17 protein-coding genes are annotated in these 23279 nt (G+C 45.4%); 4 read left to right on the top strand and 13 right to left on the bottom strand.

The features are described 5' to 3' along the window. The first annotated feature begins 11 nt into the window (after positions 1–11). From EXU57_RS06835 to EXU57_RS06825, 3 genes are all read left to right on the top strand, one after another. A complete protein-coding gene (locus tag EXU57_RS06835) occupies positions 12–557 on the top strand; it encodes a hypothetical protein (protein ID WP_133267444.1) in 546 nt (181 codons plus the stop codon). Positions 558–573: 16 nt separating this feature from the next. Continuing rightward, a complete protein-coding gene (locus EXU57_RS06830; RefSeq protein ID WP_133267443.1) occupies positions 574–1323 on the top strand; it encodes a hypothetical protein in 750 nt (249 codons plus the stop codon). Between the two features lie 288 nt (positions 1324–1611). Further along, the gene (locus tag EXU57_RS06825) at positions 1612–1971 is read left to right on the top strand and encodes an MmcQ/YjbR family DNA-binding protein (RefSeq protein WP_133267442.1); all 360 of its coding nucleotides are present in this window, start codon (positions 1612–1614) and stop codon (positions 1969–1971) included. Between the two features lie 159 nt (positions 1972–2130). Here the strand turns inward: EXU57_RS06825 and EXU57_RS06820 are convergent, their stop codons facing one another. Further along, a complete protein-coding gene (locus EXU57_RS06820; protein WP_133267441.1) occupies positions 2131–2661 on the bottom strand; it encodes a hypothetical protein in 531 nt (176 codons plus the stop codon). Between the two features lie 336 nt (positions 2662–2997). Between EXU57_RS06820 and EXU57_RS06815 the strand changes: the two genes are divergently transcribed. Beyond that, positions 2998–6144 carry a PAS domain-containing protein gene (locus EXU57_RS06815; protein WP_133267440.1) on the top strand — a complete coding sequence of 1049 codons (3147 nt, stop codon included), beginning with the start codon at positions 2998–3000 and terminating at the stop codon, positions 6142–6144. 51 nt (positions 6145–6195) lie between these two features. Here EXU57_RS06815 and EXU57_RS25015 read toward each other — a convergent pair whose 3' ends face one another. The 12 genes from EXU57_RS25015 to EXU57_RS06760 form a co-directional block, all read right to left on the bottom strand. After that, entirely contained in the window at positions 6196–6339 is a 144-nt protein-coding gene (locus EXU57_RS25015) for a hypothetical protein (protein WP_165958060.1), read from the bottom strand. Positions 6340–6851: 512 nt separating this feature from the next. Beyond that, positions 6852–7436: a lactate utilization protein C gene (locus tag EXU57_RS06810; protein ID WP_133267439.1), complete on the bottom strand. Its 585-nt coding sequence runs from the start codon at positions 7434–7436 to the stop codon at positions 6852–6854. After that, a complete protein-coding gene (locus tag EXU57_RS06805; RefSeq protein WP_133267438.1) occupies positions 7433–8809 on the bottom strand; it encodes a lactate utilization protein B in 1377 nt (458 codons plus the stop codon). The genes EXU57_RS06810 and EXU57_RS06805 overlap by 4 nt, the downstream gene beginning before the upstream one ends. A gap of 592 nt (positions 8810–9401) precedes the next feature. Next, positions 9402–10136, bottom strand: a complete 735-nt coding sequence (locus EXU57_RS06800; RefSeq protein ID WP_133267437.1) for a (Fe-S)-binding protein — start codon at positions 10134–10136, stop codon at positions 9402–9404. 183 nt (positions 10137–10319) lie between these two features. After that, positions 10320–11003 (bottom strand): DUF6766 family protein, encoded by a 684-nt coding sequence (locus EXU57_RS06795; RefSeq protein ID WP_133267436.1) that lies wholly within the window; start codon positions 11001–11003, stop codon positions 10320–10322. A 222-nt stretch (positions 11004–11225) separates the two neighbouring features. Continuing rightward, positions 11226–12497, bottom strand: coding sequence for a TlpA disulfide reductase family protein (locus tag EXU57_RS06790; RefSeq protein ID WP_165958059.1), 1272 nt, complete (start codon positions 12495–12497; stop codon positions 11226–11228). 483 nt (positions 12498–12980) lie between these two features. After that, the gene (locus tag EXU57_RS06785; protein ID WP_133267434.1) at positions 12981–15686 is read right to left on the bottom strand and encodes a PKD domain-containing protein; all 2706 of its coding nucleotides are present in this window, start codon (positions 15684–15686) and stop codon (positions 12981–12983) included. 647 nt (positions 15687–16333) lie between these two features. Further along, entirely contained in the window at positions 16334–17644 is a 1311-nt protein-coding gene (locus EXU57_RS06780; protein ID WP_133267433.1) for an MFS transporter, read from the bottom strand. A 583-nt stretch (positions 17645–18227) separates the two neighbouring features. Beyond that, positions 18228–19262 carry an AraD1 family protein gene (gene araD1 / locus EXU57_RS06775; protein ID WP_133267432.1) on the bottom strand — a complete coding sequence of 345 codons (1035 nt, stop codon included), beginning with the start codon at positions 19260–19262 and terminating at the stop codon, positions 18228–18230. Positions 19263–19311: 49 nt separating this feature from the next. Further along, on the bottom strand, positions 19312–20088 hold the full coding sequence (locus EXU57_RS06770) for an SDR family NAD(P)-dependent oxidoreductase (RefSeq protein ID WP_133267431.1): 777 nt from the start codon (positions 20086–20088) through the stop codon (positions 19312–19314). A 15-nt stretch (positions 20089–20103) separates the two neighbouring features. After that, positions 20104–21273, bottom strand: a complete 1170-nt coding sequence (locus EXU57_RS06765; protein ID WP_133267430.1) for an enolase C-terminal domain-like protein — start codon at positions 21271–21273, stop codon at positions 20104–20106. Positions 21274–21661: 388 nt separating this feature from the next. After that, positions 21662–23263 carry a RagB/SusD family nutrient uptake outer membrane protein gene (locus EXU57_RS06760; RefSeq protein ID WP_243745532.1) on the bottom strand — a complete coding sequence of 534 codons (1602 nt, stop codon included), beginning with the start codon at positions 23261–23263 and terminating at the stop codon, positions 21662–21664. Positions 23264–23279 lie beyond the last annotated feature (16 nt).

Here is a 23279-nt window from a genome sequence, read left to right as displayed (position 1 = left end):
AACAACTGCAGATGAAATGCATTCAAATAGTCGCAGCCCTCGTATTGTTGTCCGCTTGTTGGAAACCCGTCGACTTTCGGGAAAAAGAACGACCTATGAAAAAGGTTTGGGGCAACAAACCGGTTTACGCCGCAATGAATACGGCAAAACAAATCACCTTTCTTGTACAAAAGCAACCATTACACAAAGCCGGTAACATCTATGCAATTGGTAATTACATTTTCCAGGTTGATGTTGGGCGCGGTATACATGTTATCGACAATAGTGATCCTGTCAAGGCCGACCGAATAGGATTTTTAACCCTTAACGGATGTGAACAAATCTCCATTCGCGGTTCGTACCTATACACCAACAGTTTTGCCGACCTTGTTACCATCGACCTTTCCAATCCTACACGTCCCATAGAAATCAGTCGTGTGCCAAACGCCTTTCCCGAAATGGCTTACAACTACCCGATGGCACAACCAGCCGAAACAGGTTATTTCACCTGCCCCCGAACCGATAGCGCAGTAGTGGGCTGGATTAAAGACTCCATTCATGCAACTTGTTTTAAATAACTACAACTAACCAATCATGCGACCAAAACTGGCTATACTAATTTCCGGGCTGCTGATTATCGCAACAACGCTGTTCGTTGCGTGTACAAAAGACGGCACCGCATCAAATGCGTCAACGGGAAAAGGTGGATCTCTTACAAGATTTACCATCTCGGGTGATCACCTCTATGTTGTCGATAATCACTTTTTATATGCGTATAGCCTGTTAAATCCCCAAAAACCCGAACGGGTATACACCTCCCCTTTGAACTTCGACATCGAAACCATTTATCCGTTCAAGAACTACCTGTTTCTCGGAACAAGGACAGGACTTTATGTCTATTCCATCGACACTGCTGCTAAACCAAGACTAATCGGTGAAGCAAGGCACGCCCGGAGTTGCGACCCGGTTGTTGCAAACGATTCAGTTGCATTTGTTACCCTTAAAGGTTCAGCAATTTGCGGACCTGCAACAAGCGGCCTCTACATCAACGACATCACCAATATCAATAAACCAATCTTACGCAAAACAATTGAATTGCCCGATCCTGTTGGACTTGGGTTACAGGATAGCATTTTATACGTTTGTTGTGGACCCGCGGGGCTGAAGGTATTTAACGTTAAACAGCCCTATTCACCTACCCTTATCTCAACAGCAATGGATGGTAAGTATGTCGACGTTATCCCTTATAATGGAATACTGATTTGTTTTGTGGAAGACGGCATTATACTTTACGATATTACAAAACCCGATCTGCCGCAAAAGCTGAATAAAATAGTAAATTAACCAACCCCAACTTGCAATAAACATTGTCAAGGTAATACACTAATATATTCTTGGGGTACCGCTATCGCCAAAAGTTCTCATCATCACCAGCTCCAGTTAACGGATAATAGCGGACCGTCGGCGCAACGATTTACATTTAAGAACCTGCGGCTTGGTCTAAATAAATGGCTTAACTAAACAAGATTGAACGCTGTATGGGGATAAGATAGAAAAGCTTACGCTGGCTTATAGCACCTCGTGAACTCCTATTAAGTTATCTTCGAAATATGCTTACTTACCCTGCAGGCTATGATGAAAATTGACAAAATAAGAGCACTTGCGTTATCGTTTCCCGGAACAACGGAGCAACCACATTTTGAAAAAACATCATTTAGGGTTAGCAAAAAAATATTTGCCACAGTAGACGAAAACAAAATGCAGGCTTCGCTAAAGTTATCCCTAAAAGACCAGGACATCTTTTGTCTGATTGATAAGCAGATCATATTTAAGGTGCCGAACAAATGGGGCAACCACGGATGGACCATGGTAGATCTCCGCCACGTGTCAGAAATTGTCTTCGAAGACGCGCTTACTTCGGCTTATCGTCAAGTGGCACCTTCAACACGCTCTTCAACATTAAAGTTGAAGCCTCCACCTGCAGAAGAGTAACACAAATGCTTAGGTTTAATTGCTTTGTTTGCCAACAGATAAGCCATTACAAATGGCCCGGTGCTATCACCCGAAACTGATGCTGCATAACTAACCTGCAAATACACGCATCGTGTAGAGACAAATAAACCCTCCTCTTTTTCCGAACCCACAACAGCATTATTGCTCAATCTTGCGTAGCGTTAGGCCATTTTCGCTGTTCGCATTTTTTGTTACCAGCACTAAACTCCCCGACACCTCCTGGAAAGAACCCCGAACTACATAAGCAGGGTACAGGTCTTTCTCGCCATATGTCTTGCGTGTTGCCGTTTTACTCATGCAGCTAAGCATATTGTAATAGCCTGATGATGGCTGAAACTCAAACGAATTGTCTTTTGCATTTACGACCAACTTCCCTTCACGAAAACCCAGTATCTGCATCCGGCAATTGTAAGAGACGGAATTGGAAATGAAGTATTCCTTAGCTGATCCATTTTCGTTAATCACATAAGATACCGATGTTTCATTTGCAGGCCCGATGTACTTTCCATTGTAATCCTGGAACGAGGAAAGAGAAAAATTGCCTTTCTGCCAATGACCTGTCCAGGTTTTAGGAACGGGTTTATTGGCGACCCTGGTAACCTGGGCTTTTACAATCCAGACATTCAGGACCACTATCGAGAAAACAAGCAGGAGTTTTGAAATTTTCATTGAATTATTTTTTATTTGATTTGTTAAGCGCAACAAGTTGTTATTTGCTGATTTAAAAGCATTATACGGGTGGCAACAACGGCAATCACCCAGGCTCAACTTGTACCCGGCACGCAAAATTGCTTGTTTACGCGGCCTTACTCAATAGCATATTCATGTGAAAGGTCATGTGCAGGTTGTCAATCCTGTGGCTGGCAGGAGCAGGATGAGCAGAAAACGTTTCTTTTTCGTAATTTTTGACCCCTTAATTAAAAGCCCATTAAATTAGCCGCTCATGGCTCAGGTGGTTACCGCTCCGCATGCTTTTGCTTATTTTAATTCCTACCTTCAGCCCGTATGTCCAATTCTTTGGTGAGCCAAAATTTTGATGCCGGTAAAGCTTATAAAAAGGCTTTTGAATCCCTGCCCGGCAACAGTGTTTTGGTGCTTCCTGATAAGGCAACTTTCACCATCGTTGCTTTCACCGCCGGTATGTTTAACTTGATTGAAGTAGCTGCTGACACAATTGCCGGTAAGGAACTGTTTGAAGTTTTAAATCAGCAATTTTTTAGTCCGCACCTCGATATTAGCGCAATAAACAACGCCTTGCAAGTTGCTGTGGCAACCAGGCAATCCAGTCAGCTCGAGTTGCAATATTATCTCCCACAAGAACAACCGGGCAATGAACAACAACATCGCTGGAAGATCGACCTGAATCCCATTTCAGACGATTTTGGCGTCCCCATGTTTTTAACCCTTTCGTTTTCCCAGGTAGCTGGTAAAATGTTGTCGGAGAGAGCACATGCTTCCCGGAAGAACTTCGAATACTTTTTTACACAGGCGAACAATCCTTTTGCCATTCTCCGAGGTAAGGACCTGGTTTTTACTTTTGCCAACCCGGTTTATCAACATTTGCTCAATGATCGCGAACTGGTAGGAAAAAGCCTCAGCAAGGCCATACCCGAACTGGAGGGACAACCATTCGAACAATTACTGAAAGAGGTATATGATACCGGCACACCATGGCACAGCCCCGAAATTGCTGCAACCGCACATTTCGATAGTTCGGAAGAACTGACCACACGTTTTTTTAACCTAAGCTATACCCCATACCGGAACGAAAAAGGAATTATCGAAGGCATACTGGCAAGCGGATTTGAGGTAACCGAGGAAAAGAAACTCAGGGAGCAGGAACAAACCTACAAACTGCACCAACATGCACTCGACCTTTTTATGCAGGCTCCGGTGGGCATCAATATTTTTCTTGGACCCGAACATGTGCTTCAACTGGCCAATAAAGCCTCACTGGCAATTGCAGGCATGTCCGGCGACATCATTGGAAAACCATTAAAGGATGTTTTGTTGGTAAAACAATTTGAACAATATATCCGGCGATTAGATGAGGTTTATACCACAGGCAAATCCGTTAGCGTATCCGAGGTGCCATTAACGGTGTTACGCAACGGCGTAGAAATAGAAATATTTGTAAGCGTCGTTTACCAACCAATCATAGAAGCAGAACAGGTTACCGGGGTTCTTTCCATTATAAACGATGTTACCGAACAAGTGGTTTCCCGCAGAAAGGCTGAAGCAAGCGATTACCGTTTTAAAAAAGTTCTGCAGCAAGCGCCGGATCCCATATTTATCTTAAAAGGTCCGGAATTCATTCTTGAAGAAGCAAATGAGCAGGTACTAAGGCTATGGCGGGTTGGTGTTGAAGCATTCGGAAAACGCTTTATCGAAATCTTACCCGAAATGAAGGATCAGGGTTTCCTCGAACTGCTGGAAGCGGTTTATACAACAGGCAAAACCCACTATGGCCATGAGGTACCGGCGTTTTTCATTCGCGAAAACGGTGCTAAAGAAACGGGACACTTTAATTTTGTTTATCATCCTTACCGGGAGATGGACAACACCATTTCTGGTGTGCTGGTAATGGCAACAGATGTTTCTGAGCAGGTTCTGGCAAGGGAACAAATTCAAAAAAATGAACGCAATTTCCGCAGTCTTGTAATGCGGGCGCCAGTCGGTATCGCCATAGTAAAAGGAAAAACGCATTTACTTGAAATCGTAAACGAGCGAATGCTTGAATTCTGGGGAAGAAGTGCTGAGCAGGTTATCGGGAAAACGATTTTTGATGCCCTGCCTGAAATTCGCAACCTGGGATTTGAAGAAGTGCTCGACCAGGTATTTCGAACCGGTGTACAGTTTACGGCAACTGAAGCTGCGGTCGAGCTCATGAAAAACGGCCTGCTTTCGAGAATGTATGGCAACATTGTCTGGGAAGCTTTACGGGAGAACGACGGAACAGTTTCCGGAATTATGATCGTTGTAACAGACGTATCTGAACAGGTGCTTTCTCGTAAGCGCATTGAAGAAAGCGAGGCAACCTTCCACCTGCTTGCGGACTCTATGCCGCAGTTCGTATGGACCAGTAATGCCCAGGGCATCTTCAATTACTTCAACAAGGCTTTCTACAAAGCTACCGGGCTAACGGAGGAACAAATTCAAAACAATGGATGGCTCAACATCATCCATCCCGAAGATAAAGAGGAGAATATCAGGAGGTGGTATTATGCGGTTGAAACCGGGAACGACTTTATATTCCAACATCGTTTCAAACACCACGACGGTGAGTATAAATGGCACCTCACAAGGGCAATCGCCCAACGTGACCTCAATGGCGATATTCAACTCTGGGTAGGAACCAGCACCGATATCCACGAGCATAAACTCTTCCAGGAACAATTGCAAACCCGGGTAAAGGAACGTACCTCGGAGCTGGAGAAAAAGAATAGCGAACTGGAGCAATATGCCTATGTCTCCAGTCACGATTTGCAGGAGCCACTTCGAAAGATCCAGATGTTTGCAAGCCTCATCCGAAAAGAAGAATACGCCGATCTTGGATCATCCTCTAAAAAGATGTTCGACAAAATCATCGACACGGTCGAACGTATGGGCGACTCCTTAAAAGCACTGCTAAACTTTACTACCCTTAACAAACACGAGCTGCTGACCCCTGTTGACCTCAACCAGGTGCTTAAGACAGTAATCAATGACCTCGAGCTTCTAATCCTGCAAAAAAACGCCCGGATTAACACCGATGTATTGCCGGTTATTAAGGCCATGCCGTTACAGATGAACCAGTTGTTCCTCAACGTCATCCACAATGCGCTGAAGTTCTCCAAACCGGGCACCAATCCCGAGATAAACGTAAACTGTAAGATTTTGGAGGCACACGAAAAAGAACTTCATCCGGATTTGTCCGTCACAAAAGAATACTGGAAGATCACCATTGCCGATAATGGTATCGGGTTCTCTCCCGTTTATGCAAGCCAGATATTTGGAATGTTTCAGCGTTTACACAACAAAAACGAATATGAAGGCACGGGTATCGGACTTGCATTATGCAAAAAAGTGGCAATAAATCATCTTGGAGACATTTACGCCACTTCTGAAATGAACATCGGTTCATCTTTCCACATCATATTGCCCGTTAGCTGAAGATATCGTTCTGCTTCTTCTCCGATCAGCAATATGATTTCACAGTCCGGTCTATTTTGTACCGGCAACATACTCTTCTAATGTAATCCGACCGCTGTAAAGCATATTGTACAGGTAATCACGGTTTACGTCATTTTCTTGAATTGTTTCAACAACATCCTGGTCATAAAACAAGTACTTCATAATTGATTTCATAATAGTAAAATTTAGTCTTTGCAAGGGAGTCGAACCCTTTACGACCCTGTCGTACACCACATACAAAGCTGCTTAACGTATGGCAAACAATTCACTCCTTTAACTCTATTACAGTTTAGCAATCGATATAATGGTGGCAATTATTTAATGTGTAAAAATTACACATTGCAAATATCACATAAATATCCGGATTACACGCATCTGATGCGGTGTTTAACGAAACGTAAGGGAAAAGACGGGCAGGTGCTTATAATACAAGCCGGAACAAAACGAGCATTGTGGTGGAAACGTAGGACTGTCGACCGGCAATCCGCAGGCATTCGATCTTCTAGGGCAGAGGTGCTGCATAGCAACGCGGAGGTATGGCCTATCAGAATTGCCTATTGGAGCGGTAGATCACCAATAAAGATATTACTTAAAGTATCACATGAGCTAACATTGGATCTGGTGCCCATAGAATTGCCTGACCCTAAATCATAGCTAATGCTCCAAGCAGCATAAACGATAGCTGGTTAAACGAGGATGAATGCGGTAAAAGACTTAGGTCCATGCGCACCAAGAACGAGGGACTGCTCAATGTCTGCCGTTTTCGAAGGCCCCGCAACAAAGGCCGCATATCCATAACGGGCTTGCCCAATAACATCATAAGCATCATGCATGGTTGCTACAATGGATTCCTTTGGAAGAATTACCGCTAGTTGCTGGGAGATAAAAGGAAGTGCCCTGGCCAGCAGTTGTTCATCCCTGAGCCAGACTGACCCGTTTTCGGCAACCGCCAGGTTCGAGGTAGTAATAAAAAGCTCAACATTCTCGAGCTCATGTGGGTCACCTATGTCCGGCCGGATTTCAGCAGCTAGCCCTGTCAGTTCAACAGTTGAAATAATCCTTGTGGCTTCCTGAAAGCTCCCACGAAGAATATTTGCTACCTGCTCGTAGCTGTTTACAATATGTGCTTCCCCACCGATAAACCGGAGAATACTAATATACTGCTGCAAAAGGTCTTCGTAATGCTGATCATAATTGGTCAGCTGGGGTAACGGACTCGGGGGAGGTTGATTTTGTTTTACCCTCGAAATAATGGCATCCCTGCTACTCATGGCTTCCTGTTTTTTTTGTACCAATCGGTAAACGATTGCTTAGGCGGTTCCGGCATATCACGTTGTTTAAACCACGGGTTCATCTTGTTATTCAAAACAAATGGAACATTGCGCATAAACCACCGGCCGGCTTTCCCGGCAAAGCGGTACATCCCCGGATTATTCAGCGTAAGGGTCATCCCCTGCATACCGGCCTTTTTAAGTGCCGGTGCATGTCCCTCCTTTACCAGCACCTGGCGCCATTTATAAAGCTGGTCATGTATATCAATTTTAACCGGGCAAACGTTGCTGCACGAACCGCAAAGTGTCGATGCAAAGGGAAGGTCAGCATACTTACGCATGTCCAGGTTTGGCGCCAGTATCGAACCAATCGGGCCTGCAACTGCAGTGTGGTAACTATGTCCGCCGCTCCGGCGATAAACCGGGCAGGTATTCATACAGGCGGCACACCGGATACACTTCAACGAATTGCGAAAATCTGGTTTTCCAAGGTGAATGCTTCGACCATTGTCCACCAGTATAACATGCATTTCTTGCCCGGCACGCGGTGTCGAAAAATGACTTGAGTAGGTCGTAATGGGTTGCCCCGTCGCACTGCGCGTAAGCAACCGCAGAAAGTAGCCTAAGTGTTTACGCTCGGGAATAATTTTCTCTATGCCCATGGAGGCAATATGCACGTCGGCCAGGTGAGCCCCAATGTCTGCATTGCCTTCATTCGTACAAACAACAAACTCACCGCTTTCAGCCACAGCAAAGTTTACCCCGGTAAGTGCGGCACGCCGGGTCAGGAACTTGTCCCGCATATGTTGCCTTGCAGCTTCCGTCAAAAATTGCGGGTCTGCATTACCCGCGGGCGTTCCCAGCTTCTCATGAAACAGCTGGCCGATCTCTTCTTTTTTCTTGTGTATGCAGGGCAAAACGATATGACTGGGTGGCTCTTCTGCCAATTGCACAATCCGTTCTCCCAAATCGGAATCAATAACTTCAACACCCCGTTGCTCAAGAAATTCATTCAGGTGGCATTCCTCGGTAAGCATCGACTTGCTTTTGATCATCCGGTTTATGCTCAAACGCTGCAATATCCCATGCACAATTTCATTGTGTTCCTTAGCATCAGCCGCCCAATGAATGATTATCCCATTCTCTTTTGCACGGGCTTCAAACTGTCCAAGGTACTCCGATAGGTTGGAGAGCACATTATTTTTAATCTGCGAAGCAGTTTCACGTAATTCTTCCCATTCGATAATTCCATGCGCAGCTTTGTCGCGCTTTTGTCGGATCCACCAAAGCGTGTTATCGTGCCACTCCACCCGTTCTTCATCCTTGTTAAACGTATCTGCTAACGTAGCATGGTCCTGAACTGAATTTCCCATTTTTCTTTTTTTGGTACCGGCATTTGCCCGCTTTTCGGCCCCGGTTGTGTCACTCACTTGTACGGTTATAACTTTATTCAGCAAAGAAATCCAAAGCAGAAGCAAAGTCAAAAGTCAAAAGTCAAAATCTGGCTTCTAATTCACCACTCAACTTATCAACCCATTAATCAATCAACTTTTCAACATAACAACCAGTCAACCAGTCAACCTTTCAACTTATCAACCAGTCAACCTATCAACTCCCCAACCAATAAACACCTCAACTTATCAACCAATCAACCTATCAACTTCTCAACCTATCAACCTCTCAACATATCAACTTATTATCCTATCAATCTCTCAACCTCTCAACCAATCAACCTCTCAACTTATCAACTCCTCAACCATTCAACCTATCAACTCCTCAACCATTCAACCTCTCAACTAATCAACCAATCAACTTATCAACCAGTCAACCTATCAACTCCTCAATCTATCAACTCCTCAACCATTCAACCTATCAACTTATCAACTCCTCACCTACCTCAATACCCAATACCTCAATACCCAATACCCAATGCCTCAATACCCAATACCTCAACACCCAACTCCCCTACTCCCCATTCAATATCTCTGCAATATGCTTAACCCGCACCGTACTTTTCTGACGCTTCAAGATACCTTCCATATGCATCAGGCAACTCATATCTGCCCCGGTGATAAATTCGGCGCCATGTTGCAGGTGATCTTTCACCCGGTCCTTCCCCATCTTCACGCTTACAGCTTCTTCAAATACACAAAAGGTTCCGCCAAAACCACAGCATTCATCCTGCCTTCCGAGGTCGATGATTTCAATCCCTTTAACCATGTTAAGCAACCTTCCCGGTTTCGAAAAAGGCGCACCTACTACCTCCGACATTTGCGACAACTTTAAACCCCGCTGCCCATGACAACTATGATGCACACCAACTTTATGTGGAAAGCTAGCTTTGATATCCTCAACCTTTAATATGTCGGTAAGAAACTCCGTAAGCTCATAAATTCTCGAACGAATTTGCAATGCCTCTGCTTCATGTTTATCATGATGCAGGTGATCTTTAATATGGAGCACACAGCTTCCCGATGGGGAAACAATATAATCGAATGCTGAAAAATTTTTGATAAATAAGTCATCGCAACCTTTGGTAAGGTGCTCAAAACCGGAGTTGGCCATTGGTTGACCGCAACAGGTTTGGTTTAGTGGAAACACAACGTCAACACCCTGCTTCTCCAGCAACTGCAACGTTGCCATAGCTACTTTCGGATAAAACTGGTCAACGTAGCAAGGGATAAAAAGGCCAACCTTCATATGTTTAGTCTATTACTTATATACTTTTCTTCAGTCACCTGGTTTGAGGTGTAAATATCAGTTTTTTCCGTTTAGATCAGGCACCGAAAGCGCATAACAGCATGGGTCTTAGGTTTAACCCAAGCAAAGTTTTGTATCCAGGAACAGCTAAATGCATTTGAAAAAACTTGCATTATGCTGTACTTACTTGCCGGTTTCACTAATGGGAGCATCAACTGGTTTCGACTCAGGTGAACCCTTTTGGCGAAACCAAATCGTAAAAAGTACGATAGCAGCTACCGACAAGAACTCGCTCTGCCAGTTCTGAAACGACTCAAACCAAAACCTGCTGGTAGAAATATATTCTGCGGAGGTCAGTTTTGGTTCTCCCTTCATTACAAGTTCTTCATTGTCGTTAATCAGGCTTCCCCGAAAATGCAGGTAAAACGAAATCAGGAAGAGTAACCCAAATACAATAGATAGAGAATGACTGTAGAGTTTTAGCCAGATCCCACCTTTGCGAACAGGCCATGGCGCATCCGGGGACGGAACCGGCGCCCGATCTACATCTTCTTCACCCGCACCTTCTTCACCTTTCAACTTCTTCGATTCGGCAGAGCCTTTTTGCCTGAGCGAAACAGTTAGCAATACATACACCGCCATCTGCAAAAACTCGCTTTCCCAGTTCTCAAACGTTGCCGATACAAAGTGACCACTTGTAGCGTAACTTAAAAAGGGCAAAGCAGCACGACCATGTTCTTCCAGCTCCCCATTATGTGTTTGCCAGCCGGTATAATATTGTGCAAGCAAGGTGATGAACATGCATGATAGCACTACGATGGATAAACCGTTTCGGTAGAAAAACGACTGGCTCGTGGTTGTAGACATAATGAGGTTTAAAAAACAGCTGGTTGGGAATAAGCTGCCGAATAAACCCAAATGTAGTAGTAAAAGGCGTAATCAAAAGCTAATCAATTGCGATGCAAATTTCTAAATGAATATCCGTCAGCGACGGCGTGTTATAAGCTCGATAGCCAGGTATTTGCCAGGTTCAATCCACGGGGCTGAAACGGCCGGAAGCAATTGTTAGACCATTCATTGGAGCCGCTTTTACTTGCCTAGCAATTCGTCTACTTCGGCATTGAAGTCTGCCTTAAATTGGTCGTAGAACTTACCCGTTGCAGGCCCGGTGAAGCCGGTGTGTATCTTTGCAACGTTCCCTTGTTTGTCGATAAAGATAGTTGTAGGAAAAGAAAGGAAATTGTTCAGCGATGGCAATGAAGCGGCAACCGCCTGTTTATCCGAGAGCCCCCCAAATACAATGTCGTATTGTATATCAAACTTCGTTTTAAAACGGGTCAGTACTTTGTTCACAAATGCAGGGTCATCTTGTCGCTCATAATGGATCGCAATAACCTCGACTCCCCTGTTCTTATTAGCCTTGTACCAGGGTGCTAAGAAATTAGCTTCGTCCATACAATTCGGGCACCAGGTTCCACCGATGGTTACAATTAAAACTTTGTTTTTGTACTTGTCATCACCGGGCGATAAACGTTTACCATCAGGAGTCGGAAATGAAAAGTCAAACTTACGGTAGCCGGTTTTCAAAAATGTTAGTGAATAAGCATCCGGCAGCGAGGCACTTTCGTTCGCAAACGCAACAAAGGGTTGAGCGGCTTTCAGGCCAACCGACTCGCCCTGTATTTTCCCGTCTGCCGAAACGATACCTGTGTAGTACGATGGGCTCGACCCGATAAAGGAAGATAGGTAAAATCGGTTCCCATCGATTACCCCGTCAAGATAACGGGAGTCACCGGTCACCCTTAAGATGGTAGCGCTAACCCGGTTCCCAACTTGTTTGAATAACCCAACAGCGCTGTCGTTTTTAGTATCCTTCCTGGGGAACACCACGTCGTATGTTCCGGAGATATCAGCAGTTGGTGTTTTCGTCGAGGTTTTAAAACGATAGCTTACCCCCTTCTGCGCAACTACCGGAATGGCCGTACCTGTTTTATCCTGGCGGCGGAAAACACCTTCCATAGTATTGATCCCCGTTTTAAAGGCGAGTTCATTGTCGAACTGGTCAAGCGGAACAATTACGGAGTCGCCAATCACGCGAAGGCTACCCGCATCAAAACGCTCCTCTCCATTAATGAGGTAAACTTTTGGTTGACCTTCTTTACCTGCAATCTCAAAATTAAAAGGCACTTCTACCCCGGGCTTATAAATGAAAACACCCCGCCACTTACCAGCTACGGCTACAGCGGCGCCCGGTGATGCTGGTTGGAACGTATTTGAGATTAGTGAGTCAGCGGCAACAATTAGTGCATAATTGTTAGATGCAAGAAAGGGTATATTTAGCCCGGTTGATTGTTCAACCATCTGATTCATTACAGGTGGAGGCGAATGACGGGCAAAACTTGTTGTTACAGATATCACAAAACAAAAACCCAGGAGGCTTAAAACGCGGCTAATATGATTCATAGATTAGAGAGCAGATAGTCTACTCATTAGGTAGACAAAACTAGTACAAAGCCGGGAACAAGCGAAAAATTATCCGAAGTCTTATGGTATAGATGCGTTAAGATTTACATCCGGAACCATCCTTTGGCGATCAACAGGTATTTTCCTTATGATATATGGTGTTTGCACACCCGCAAGCATTAACGGGATAATCAATAGGTCTAAAGTTATTGTCTGCCGGCAGTCTTCAATTGGTTAGCGATAAATAGGCCATTGAAGAAATCGTCTAAATGCAGAAAGGTGTCTGGATCGAGACACCTTTCTACGGCAATGGTATAGGTTGTTGGCGTTGAATAATTTTCGGATTTTAAAGCACGCAATTATAAACGCTGGGTGGTGTTTTTACCTGATCAAAACCACGTTCTCTTTTTTTAGCATTGGGTTCCCTTTATAATCGGTAGCCTTTGCCACCACAACGAAGTTGCCAGTACCCAGCTTTTCCCCTTTGTATGTGCCATCCCATCCTTGCAGTTGATCTGTTGTGTAATATATCCTTTCGCCATAGCGGTTGTAGACTGCAAAAAACTCAAAAGACTTTGTACCAATTGGGAAAACCTTCAGGTGATCGTTCAGACCGTCGCTATTTGGTGTAAATGCAGTCGGAATATAAATATCCGGACCCTTGTACCTTTTTATCCTGATTGAAGTATGGCTGTCACAGCCTTTATCCGTAACCGCATCAAGCTTGTATTCCTGCTCTTTATCGAGCGTTGCAACAGGATTTTCCTTGCTGCCGTCGTTCAATCCCAGTGTTGGGGTCCAGGTATATCGCACATTCGCGCCACCATGTCCAAATAACTGCACGGGTTCACCCATTGCCGCAGTTGTATCCTTTCCCGCATAGGCCTTATTATCAAAGATGGTGAAAGGTCGAATGATCGTGTCCTTACAACCGTGTACTGTTTGAGCAAGTAAGGTGAATGGATGTGTTCCTTCGCGGTTAAACATTTTGGTAATCACAGGAACGTCCTCTTTCAGTCCACCACCAAAGTTCCAATACCATTTGTCTACAGTGCCGGCAAGGTCAACTGCGCTATAACGTATCACCCGGAAAACACAGGAGTCGTTTACCGAAAGTTGGATAGCAGGTTTAGGATTGATGATAAAAGAACTGTCTGCTTCAATACTTCTGCACCCATATTCTGACTCCGCTACCAATTTTGCGTGCTGTAGACCTGCACTTAAGCGGACCGACGGGTGCTGCGTTGTAACAGTGGCTGAGCCCGCAAATTGCCAATGCCATTTGTTGATCCGCTCAGCACCACCACCAGTTGGCATCGCTGAAAAGTCGCTAAAACTGATCATTTCGTTATCACACAGTGGTTTTGTAAACTTAAATCCGGCAACGGGCCGGTGCCGTACCGGAAGCATGGTTTTGTTGGTATCAGACCGGCATCCTTCTGCTGTAGTAACAACAAGCTGAACAGGTATATTCACCGGCGATACTGGTACAAACGATGGCGTGTTTTGAGTGGTATATATTGTACCGTTCACGTTCCACCACCACTTATTAATGGTTGATACCCCACCCGCAACCGCAGATGTATTTACAATGTTCAACTGGGTTTGCTTTTCGCAAATATTAACCGGGTACGTAAAAGTTGAAGATGGTTTAGGTACAACGGTTACGTTTTGTATCCGCTCTACGGCACATTTCGGATCATTAAGCACTTTCAGTTTTACAACAAAGTTTCCTGAATTAGCATACACATGCGATATGATCGAGTCTGTTGCCGAAGATTGCACCACTCCATCGCCGAAGTCCCAGGTATAGGTCGTATTCCGAAGGTTAGACGAAGTACTTTTAAAGCTGAATAAGTTATCGGTCTGGCACTGTCTGCTGATGTTGGTGGTAAACATTGTTGTGGGCATGGGGTTAATCCGGACCACTATCCTGCGCCGGAAACTTTCACAACCAAACAACACCTTTTGCGACACATAGTACTCGAAAACCGCGGGCACATTTGTCTTGGGCACGGGCGGCTTTTCACTTCCAATACCACCATCCTTGCTGGTGTACCAGATTAAATCACAACCCGGGCTCGGAGTAGCAGTTACCTGGGGTAAATTCTCATACTGGCAAAAGTCCAGGGTATCAGGTCCCGTTGGCGTATCTGGGATTCCTATCGGCGTTACAATGGCATGAGCTGTATCCATACACCCGTAACCCGGGTAGGGGATCATAGATACGTGAAACATACCGTCGGTAGCAGGTGGCGGACTCAGGGTAAGTGAACGCTGGGAACCAATAACAGTACTGTAGTCGCTGTTAAACCAGGTATAGCTTTGAAAGCCATAAGGGGCATTTAGAATTACAGCATCAGACTGTATGCAATAAGGCGCTGTTGCGAGGAGATTAGAACAACCGGAACCTACATCTACGTATGCGTATCCGAAATGGCCGCCCAATGTACAATCCGCAGTTTTAAATTCCAATCGTACGGTATGGTTTGCCAGGCCGGCAAATTCAATTGAAGCAGGTGACCAGTTTTTAAAAAGCACATCCGATCCAACCGAGGACACCTCAAATCCCGGGATGGCTCCATTTGCTACATAATCATAGGAAGCGCAGTTGATGATCTTCCCGGTTTCAACATCATATGCCGTCACAAAGAATCTTGGCTGTTGTATCATTGAATGATCCGGATCCTGGAAAACAACCGCGTAAAAATAAGTAAAGCTAAACGTGTCAACATTTGCCGGAACCTGGAATGTATAAGAGAGTCCTTCAGCTTCCGAGCCAGTCAGATCATTGCCAAGCTTTACAGAATATTTGCCCCCGTATGGACACAGTTGTGGAAACTTGCCGTATTTATCTAACGCCGAGGGCGTAGTCGCCGAGATGATTTCGTGCCTGCCTTTAACAGGCTGGGAAGGGGTCAACAGGAAGGAATTGTTGCCGCTGTCAGCCTTGGTGGTGCCCGTAAAACAATCCCAGTTGGTGAAGTCACCTCCTTCGAAGTCGATGTTAACAGGGCAACCTTGAGCATAAACCCGGCTCGATAATGCGCACAGGAATACCATCCAAAAGAACAGGTGTTTTTTCATGATCGGGTTAAGGGTGTTAGGGTTAGCGCGGGTTTAATCCCGTCTTTAAGCGATGCTTTCTGCCCGCGCAGGAGTTAGCGTGCTTAAAACGCAGAAAACAATATTCAGGTATAAATTCCCGGATATTTCTATCCGAACGGTGATCGGTTGATCGTACCGTGTGGCTATACCTGGTAAACCCTGACTATAGAGGAATGAAATACCCGGATGGTTGCACGGGCTATCGTGGAAGAAGTTTTGGCTGTAACGATTAAGTCGATGTTAACCGCTCACGCGTTCAAATGAGCGTCTCATTGGTGCTCAGTTTAACAGAGCCCGCAATCAAAATGGCTTTTCTTCAAGTTTCTTAGAGGATAACCCAAATTCTATCACTATCGTGCAGCATGAAGCTTGGTGTGAAGGTGCGGTGCAATCGATCTTGCGTATACGGATATGGACGGCAGACCGGGTGAAACATACGGGCAGCCGAAGTCTGCTGATCCCGGTTGCTTAATTATAAATAAAGCTTTAAACAAGGCGAATCAAATCATATCGGGATATTCCCGCTATAGCTAGTTGTGATCAGGTGAACACATGTATCAGGCGCAATTAAAAGATGTTTACCACTGCGTCTTGTTGTGGATGAATAAAGCGAAACGAAATTGCGGTTAAACGGCCAATGCTGGTGCCGGATCTGTTGGGGCGTGTGCATAATCATCCAATTCCTGGTTCCTCGTATATGGCCCCATGCCAAATAACATGATCAATATACCTATAATCACAAGGGCACCAAAGCCTAGAAATAAAATATTGTACGCGGTTGTATAATCATGACTTTTTGAGACCGACTTCAGCGTTATACCTGACAGACTCTGAAAAATTGCACCGCCTATACCATTGCCAATACAGGCGAGCCCCCAGGCCGATGCGGCAGAACTTTTCGGCACAACGTCACCCGGGATAGCAAGTGCATTAGCCGTATAAGAAGTATAACCAAAACCAGCTAGTCCGAATATAATTAGCGCCGTCATGGGTGTCGTAATCACGAATGGGCCGAGTAATAAGGAGAAGCCCATGATTGCCCCGGATAATCCAATTGCAATTTTCCGGGCCTTTGGAATGGGCACCCCTTTTTTGATGATGAATTGGGTAAAGTATCCGCCTGCGATATTGCCGACGTCTGCCATAATAAAAGGGATCATTGCATACCAGCCGATCATCTTCAGGTCCCAGTGATGTACATCTACCAGGTATCGACCGATCCAGAACGTTACAAAATACCAGATTGGTTCAATAAAGATTTTCGCCAACAGGAACATGCTTACAAAACGGGTCTTCAATAATTTTAAGGGCGGAATGACGCGGGCTTTGGACTCGTTCGCAACCCGGCCGGGGGTATAATACGAAAACCAAAATACAGCCAGCCACAAATAGCCAAATACGCCCAAGATAATAAAGGTCGACTGCCAGCCATACCGGGTTCCCATATAGGCGATGAGCGGGGGAACGATGATGGCCCCAAGCGCTGAACCGCTGTTGAATATGCCGCTTGCAGTAGAGCGTTCGTGTGGAGGAAACCATTCACCTGTAAGTTTAATTGCAGCGGGCCAGTTACCGGCTTCACCTATACCCAGGAAAAACCTGCAAATTCCAAATTGAAGCGGGGTAATGGCAAATGCATGTACAAGACCGGCAGTCGTCCAGAAAGCCATACACAGGGAGTACCCAATCCGGGTACCAAGCTTGTCGATTACAAAACCTGAAAAGGCATTCGACAACATATAGGCGACAAAAAATGCCGTTCCGATATAACCAAAAGCATCGTCCGGTATCAGTTTCCGGAGTTCACCGTCTGCACTCAGGTAATTGAACGAAAGCCGGTGAACATAGTTGAGTACGGTAGCGAAAAATGCAAAGCTTACCATCAGCCATCTCAGCTTCAGGGGTTTGTCGGGCGCCATTAATTGCTGGTCGTTCATTAACGTTGGTTATGTACTGGGGAAAAGATATGCGGGTAAGTATGGTATAATTGAATGTCATCCGGGGCTATGAGGGATCTCATCTCTCATCGTTCATCTCTCAAATCTACCCGAAGGGATTACTCCATCAACGGAATGATAATGGCCTGCCACGTTTGTGGAGAAACGACAAAAACATCACGTCTCATCTCTCATCGTTCATCTCTCATATCTACCTGAAGGGATTCCTCCTTTGTCGGGATGACAATGCCCCTGTCGTCCCACCTGTGTAGAAACGACAAAACCATCACGTCTCATCTCTCATCGTTCATCTCTCATATCTACCTGAAGGATTCCTCCTTCGTCCAAATGACAATGCCCCTGTCATCCCGCCTGTGCAGAAACGACAAAAACATCACGTCTCATCACTCATCGTTCATCTCTCATATCTACCTAAAGGGATTCCTCCCTCGTCAGAATGACAATAGCCCTGTCCTCCCGCATTTGTGGAAACAATTCAAACATCAAGTCTCATCTCTCATCGTTCATCTCTCATCACTTAAAACGAGATTCCTCCTCCGTCGCAATGAAAATACCCATAGGTTCATCGTCCATACACCCCGGCAGCAGCAAACGTTCTGACTTCTACGAGGGTGTCGGTTTCACCGGAAATGCGGAGCGGATTTCTCAACGGCCGCCCCATCCCCTGCCAGTGTATCTGCATCATGTCGCCTTCTTCCAATACCACGTTGCTGCCGAAACTGAAAGCGTCTGCACCAAAAAAATGCACATGCGCCTGCAGCGGAACCCGGTGACAGGCATATTTAAAGTGATGGTGTTCAAGATTTGCAAGACTGTGCGCCATGTTTGACTCGCCGGTATTTATTTCTGCCGACCACAACACCTGGTTGTTCCGTAGAATTTGCACCCTGCCCTGTAGCGCGGTAAAGCTTTCATCGAGCACCAACTCGGGTCCGATTGCACAATTGCGAAGCTTTGAAGGGGCGAGGTAGAGGTAGTTTTTTTTCTCCATCACGTGATCGGAAAATTCATTTGCTGTAGTAAAGCCAAGCCTCCATGGCTGACCCCGCTCATCAACAACATATACGCCGGCAATCTCCGGTTCTTCTCCGCCATCATTGGCGTAAGCGGGCACTTCGAGCGGCTCGTTGTGTGCCTTTAACAGGGTACCGTTTCCTTTATAAAACCATTCTGGTTGAGTGCCGATACTGCCCGCCGAAGGCGAACCGCCGTTGACACCCCACTCGTACATCACCATACTATCCGTTGGCTTATCGTTGGCAGAACGATGCATCATCTGGCGATTCAAAGCACTGTTCTTATGGGTAAGCCCGGTACCGGAAACCGTACAACCAAAGGGTCCATCCGGGTGATCAAACGATGGCAATAATCTCCATGGAGATGTACCGTCATACACGGCATTGTAGTCGACCGACTCCCCGGTTAACTGTTCCGGGATGAGTTCAGCAATCGACAGGCTAGCATCAATTGCTTCGAGCGCAAGGGCATAAACCGAGGCAGCTTTCAGCAACTGCAGGTATGGCTCCTGTACCAGGGCTACCTGCCTGCCACTTGAAGGATGTACAAGCTGTACAATACGTATAGGTTCTTTAGACATATAAACAATCGTTATCGTCGGTAATGAAGATTAGGTTTATAAGCGGGGGCTAAGGCACAACCCAACCACCGTCAACGGAGAAGCATCCACCTGTTGCAAAACTGGAAGCAGGACTGGCAAGATAGAGTGCAATCCCACCAATTTCATGCAATTCACCCCAACGCCCCATAGGCACTTTCGCGATAAAAGCTTTATACTTTTCCGGGTCGTTTAACAAAGGCAGGTTGAGGTCGGTGGCAAATGGCCCGGGGAGTATTGCGTTAACGTTAATGCCTTGTGTGGCAAGTTCCATGGCAAGGGAGCGGGTAAGTTGAAGGATCGCACCTTTGCTGGTAGCATAAGGTGTTCGATCTGCTATGGCCGTTACCGACAGCATTGAGCCCACATTGATAATCCGGCCGTAGCCGTTTTGTTTCATAACCGGCACAACATATTTACAGGCCAACCATGAACCGGTAACATTCACCTGCTGTACTTTTTGAAATTCGTCCAGCGTAAGGTCTTCGATGGAGCCCCTGATGTTGATGCCCGCGGAGTTGACCAGTATGTCGATTTTTCCGAAAGCGGAAACGGTTTCTTCAACAGCCTTGCGAACGCTATCTTCATCAGACACGTCGCAATTTTGTTCGATGCACTGCACGCCATATTGCGAACGCAACAGTTCGCCTGCTTCTGCCGATGCCTTATTGTCTCTTGCAGCAATGGAGATGTTTGCGCCGGCTTCAGCAAGCGCTTTGGCCATTGCAAGACCGAGTCCGCGATTACCACCTACAATGAGTGCGGTATGTCCGTTTAATTTGAACAGGTTTAATATGCTTTGCTCCACGGGTTGTTTTTATGGTTATTCGATGATGTTGAAGTGGTTCAGGTCTCCTGTTTTGAGTGTTAAGCCAACACCGGGCTTTTGATCATCCAGCTGCAGGTTACCGTTTTCAGCAATTGCTTCGCCATCAAAAATATACCAGAACATTTCATTACCAACCTCAATTTCGGTTTGTGGAAAATACTCGGCCATTGGCGAAGCAAAGGAACTCATTACTACGTGCAGGTTGTGCATCTGACCACCATGCGGAATAACTTCAACACCATTGAGCTGGGCTATGGTGCAAATTTTTTGCGCTTCCGTAAAGCCGCCTACCCGGTTTGTGTCAAACTGAAAAATATCGAGCGCATTTGCCTGCACCAGGTCGTAAAAACCATAACGGGTGTATTCGTGTTCACCTCCCGAAAGCGGTATGCTTGTTCCTTCCTTTAACCGGGCAAAGTTGTGTATCTCGTCGGGCAATAGCAGCTCTTCAACCCAGCGTAAATTGTATGGTTCAAGTTCCTTGAGCAATTGCTTTGCATAAGCAAAATTGAAACCCATATAGGCTTCGAGCATAATGTCAACATCGTCGCCAACTGTCTCGCGAACAACCCTAACCATTTCAATATTTTTCTTCATTCCCGCACGACCCTCGGTGAGGGGGTACCCGCAACGCAACTTCATTCCTTTAAAACCTTCGGATTGGTAAAAGGCTGCTTCCTGTTGAAGTTTGTCGAGGTCCCGGGTATATAGCCGGCTATAGTACGTTTCAATGTGTTCCTTTGTGCGGCCACCCAACAACATGAAAACGGGCTGCTGCATTACATGCCCGCGAATGTCCCATAGCGCAATATCAACTGCGCTGATCGCAGCAAGCACCGCACCTTTTCTGCCGTAAGCAACCGTAGACCGAAACATTTTTTCGAACAGGTACTCAATGTTCAGCGGGTTTTCGTTTAACAACAACTGCTTCAGCTTGGTATCAATAATTTGTTTGCAGATGTCGGGACAAAGCCCGGCATTCCCTAAACCAATATGTCCCTCGTCGGTTTCAATTTCTACTACCAGCCAGCTAAAAAAACGATACGGTGCCTGTGCATCGGCCTGGAAGGGAAGCAGGCTTACCGGAGTTGCAAAAATGGTGTCGGCTGTTTTAACCGGCCCTTTCCATTGGTAAAGTTTGGTTCGTACGGCAGAGATTTTCACGGAAATAAAAATGATTTATAAATGAAAAATGACAATGACTAACAAGAATTTAATTACGCCCTTATAATTACTGAATTTCTAATTATTAGATGTAAATGCTAAAATTGAAAGATAAATTATTTAAAGAATTGAACAGTAAATTATTATCTAAATAAGTAACATTTTTTTATGCGCTGAAATAATATGACTATCACGCCCGCCGAACTTTACATCCTTAATTCAACATCACATTATGCTCCCGCAAGCACCAATAATTCGATTAATTGGCAGTCACGTAAGATTTTATTATTCAACCCTCATGCACCACTAATTTCAGTTATCGTGCACAATCTTTTTAATTTTTACTTTTGACTTTTGACTTATTTTACATTTTACATTTTTAATTATCTCAGTATCCCGGATTTTGTTTCAGGTTTGGATTCTTTGTGACTTCGGTTAACGGAATTGGGAACAAGGTTTTTTCCGCTGAAGACACCTTATGCTGGAACCACATCTTAGTTGTAAAAACACCAAATCGAATGAGGTCCTGCCGGCGATGTGCTTCACAAGTGAACTCCCATCCGAGTTCATCAAGGAATCTGCCGTATGGAATATCGCCCCCACCCTGTAGCTGGCTGATCTGACCATTTTCCCAATAGCCATAGCGGTAGCTGCTACCCTTCATCAGGTCTGTACCGGTCACAATTGCTTTAGCCGGATTGCTGCTAAAATTTCGTTGCCGTACCTGCGAAACAATTGTTGCTGCTTCATCCGCCCTGCCCGTCCTTAATAAACTTTCCGCTTTCATCATCAACACATCCGCATAACGAAACATCGGGAAGTCGTTACTCAGGCCTGCCTTAACCCCCATCTTGATCTCGAACTTACCCATGCGATAACCATGATTGTATTCGCTGATTTCGATACTGGTGACGGTATTTACATAATTGATTACTTCCTTACCGGTTGTTGCATTATACTGGGGACCCATAATCCAGGAGTCTTTTAATCGCTGGTCATCCGGGTCGTAGGTATCGATGAACTGCGGAACTGCACAGTTGCCACCCCAGGGTTGGGTTTGCATGTTGTAAACTTGTTGCATAACAGCATCCAGGGCCTTCATGTGAATATTCTGTTCAGTAGCAAATATTTCGTCGTAAGGGATAGCAAATACCAGTTCTTTTGAACCTTCATTATTGGTTTTAAAAATGTCGCGATACTTTGCCTCAAGTGCATAGCTTCCCCTGGTTGTAGCCTCGGCGATAATATCGTTACAGGTTTCAATACACTTGTCCCATTGCGCGGTTCCGGTATAAACACCGGCGTTTAAATATACTTTTGCGAGCACGGCTTTCGCTGCCCACCTGTTAAACCTGCCATAGGTAGTTTTATCCACAGCAGGATCCAGGATGGGAATGTTTTCAAGCAGTTCCTTTACCACAAAATCATACACCTCTTTCCTCGTGCTTTGCTTTGGCAACTCGGTATTAGTAAAGTCGGTTACAATGGGCACATTGCCGTGATTATCGCAGAGCAGGTAATAATAGAAAGCACGGGCGGTTTTCAATTCCGCAATCACCTTTTCTTTACCGGAGGTAATCGGCAGTCGCCCGGACTCGATTTGATTTAACACCCTGTTTGCGGTATTAATTCCCGTAAAACACCTGCTCCATAAGTTGTTGGGTTGGGTTTGTACGGGTGTCCATAAGTGGCGGTGCATACGCTGGTACGTGCCTCCATCATACCAACCCCTCGGACGGGCGGGTGTAATGATCTGGTCGGCACTTTCTTCCTCGAGATCCCAGTAGCCATGCCAGCTTGCGATCATAGGCCGCATGTTTGCGTATACGGGACCAACCAGTGAATTAACATCGTTGCTGGTAGGGATGAAATCACTCTCGATGATTTCCGAATAAACCTCAGCTTCAAGCTTCTTTTTGCAAGTGGTAAACAGCAACGCAGCTGCGATCAACATAAAAGCAATTCTGGATGTTTGAAATAGCTTTTGCATAAAAATTATTTTTTGC

Origin of the sequence: Segetibacter sp. 3557_3, from assembly GCF_004354985.1 — a bacterium.
GTDB lineage: Bacteria > Bacteroidota > Bacteroidia > Chitinophagales > Chitinophagaceae > Segetibacter.
Note: the sequence above shows the minus strand (reverse complement) of the source record. Positions and strands in the feature narration are given on the sequence as shown.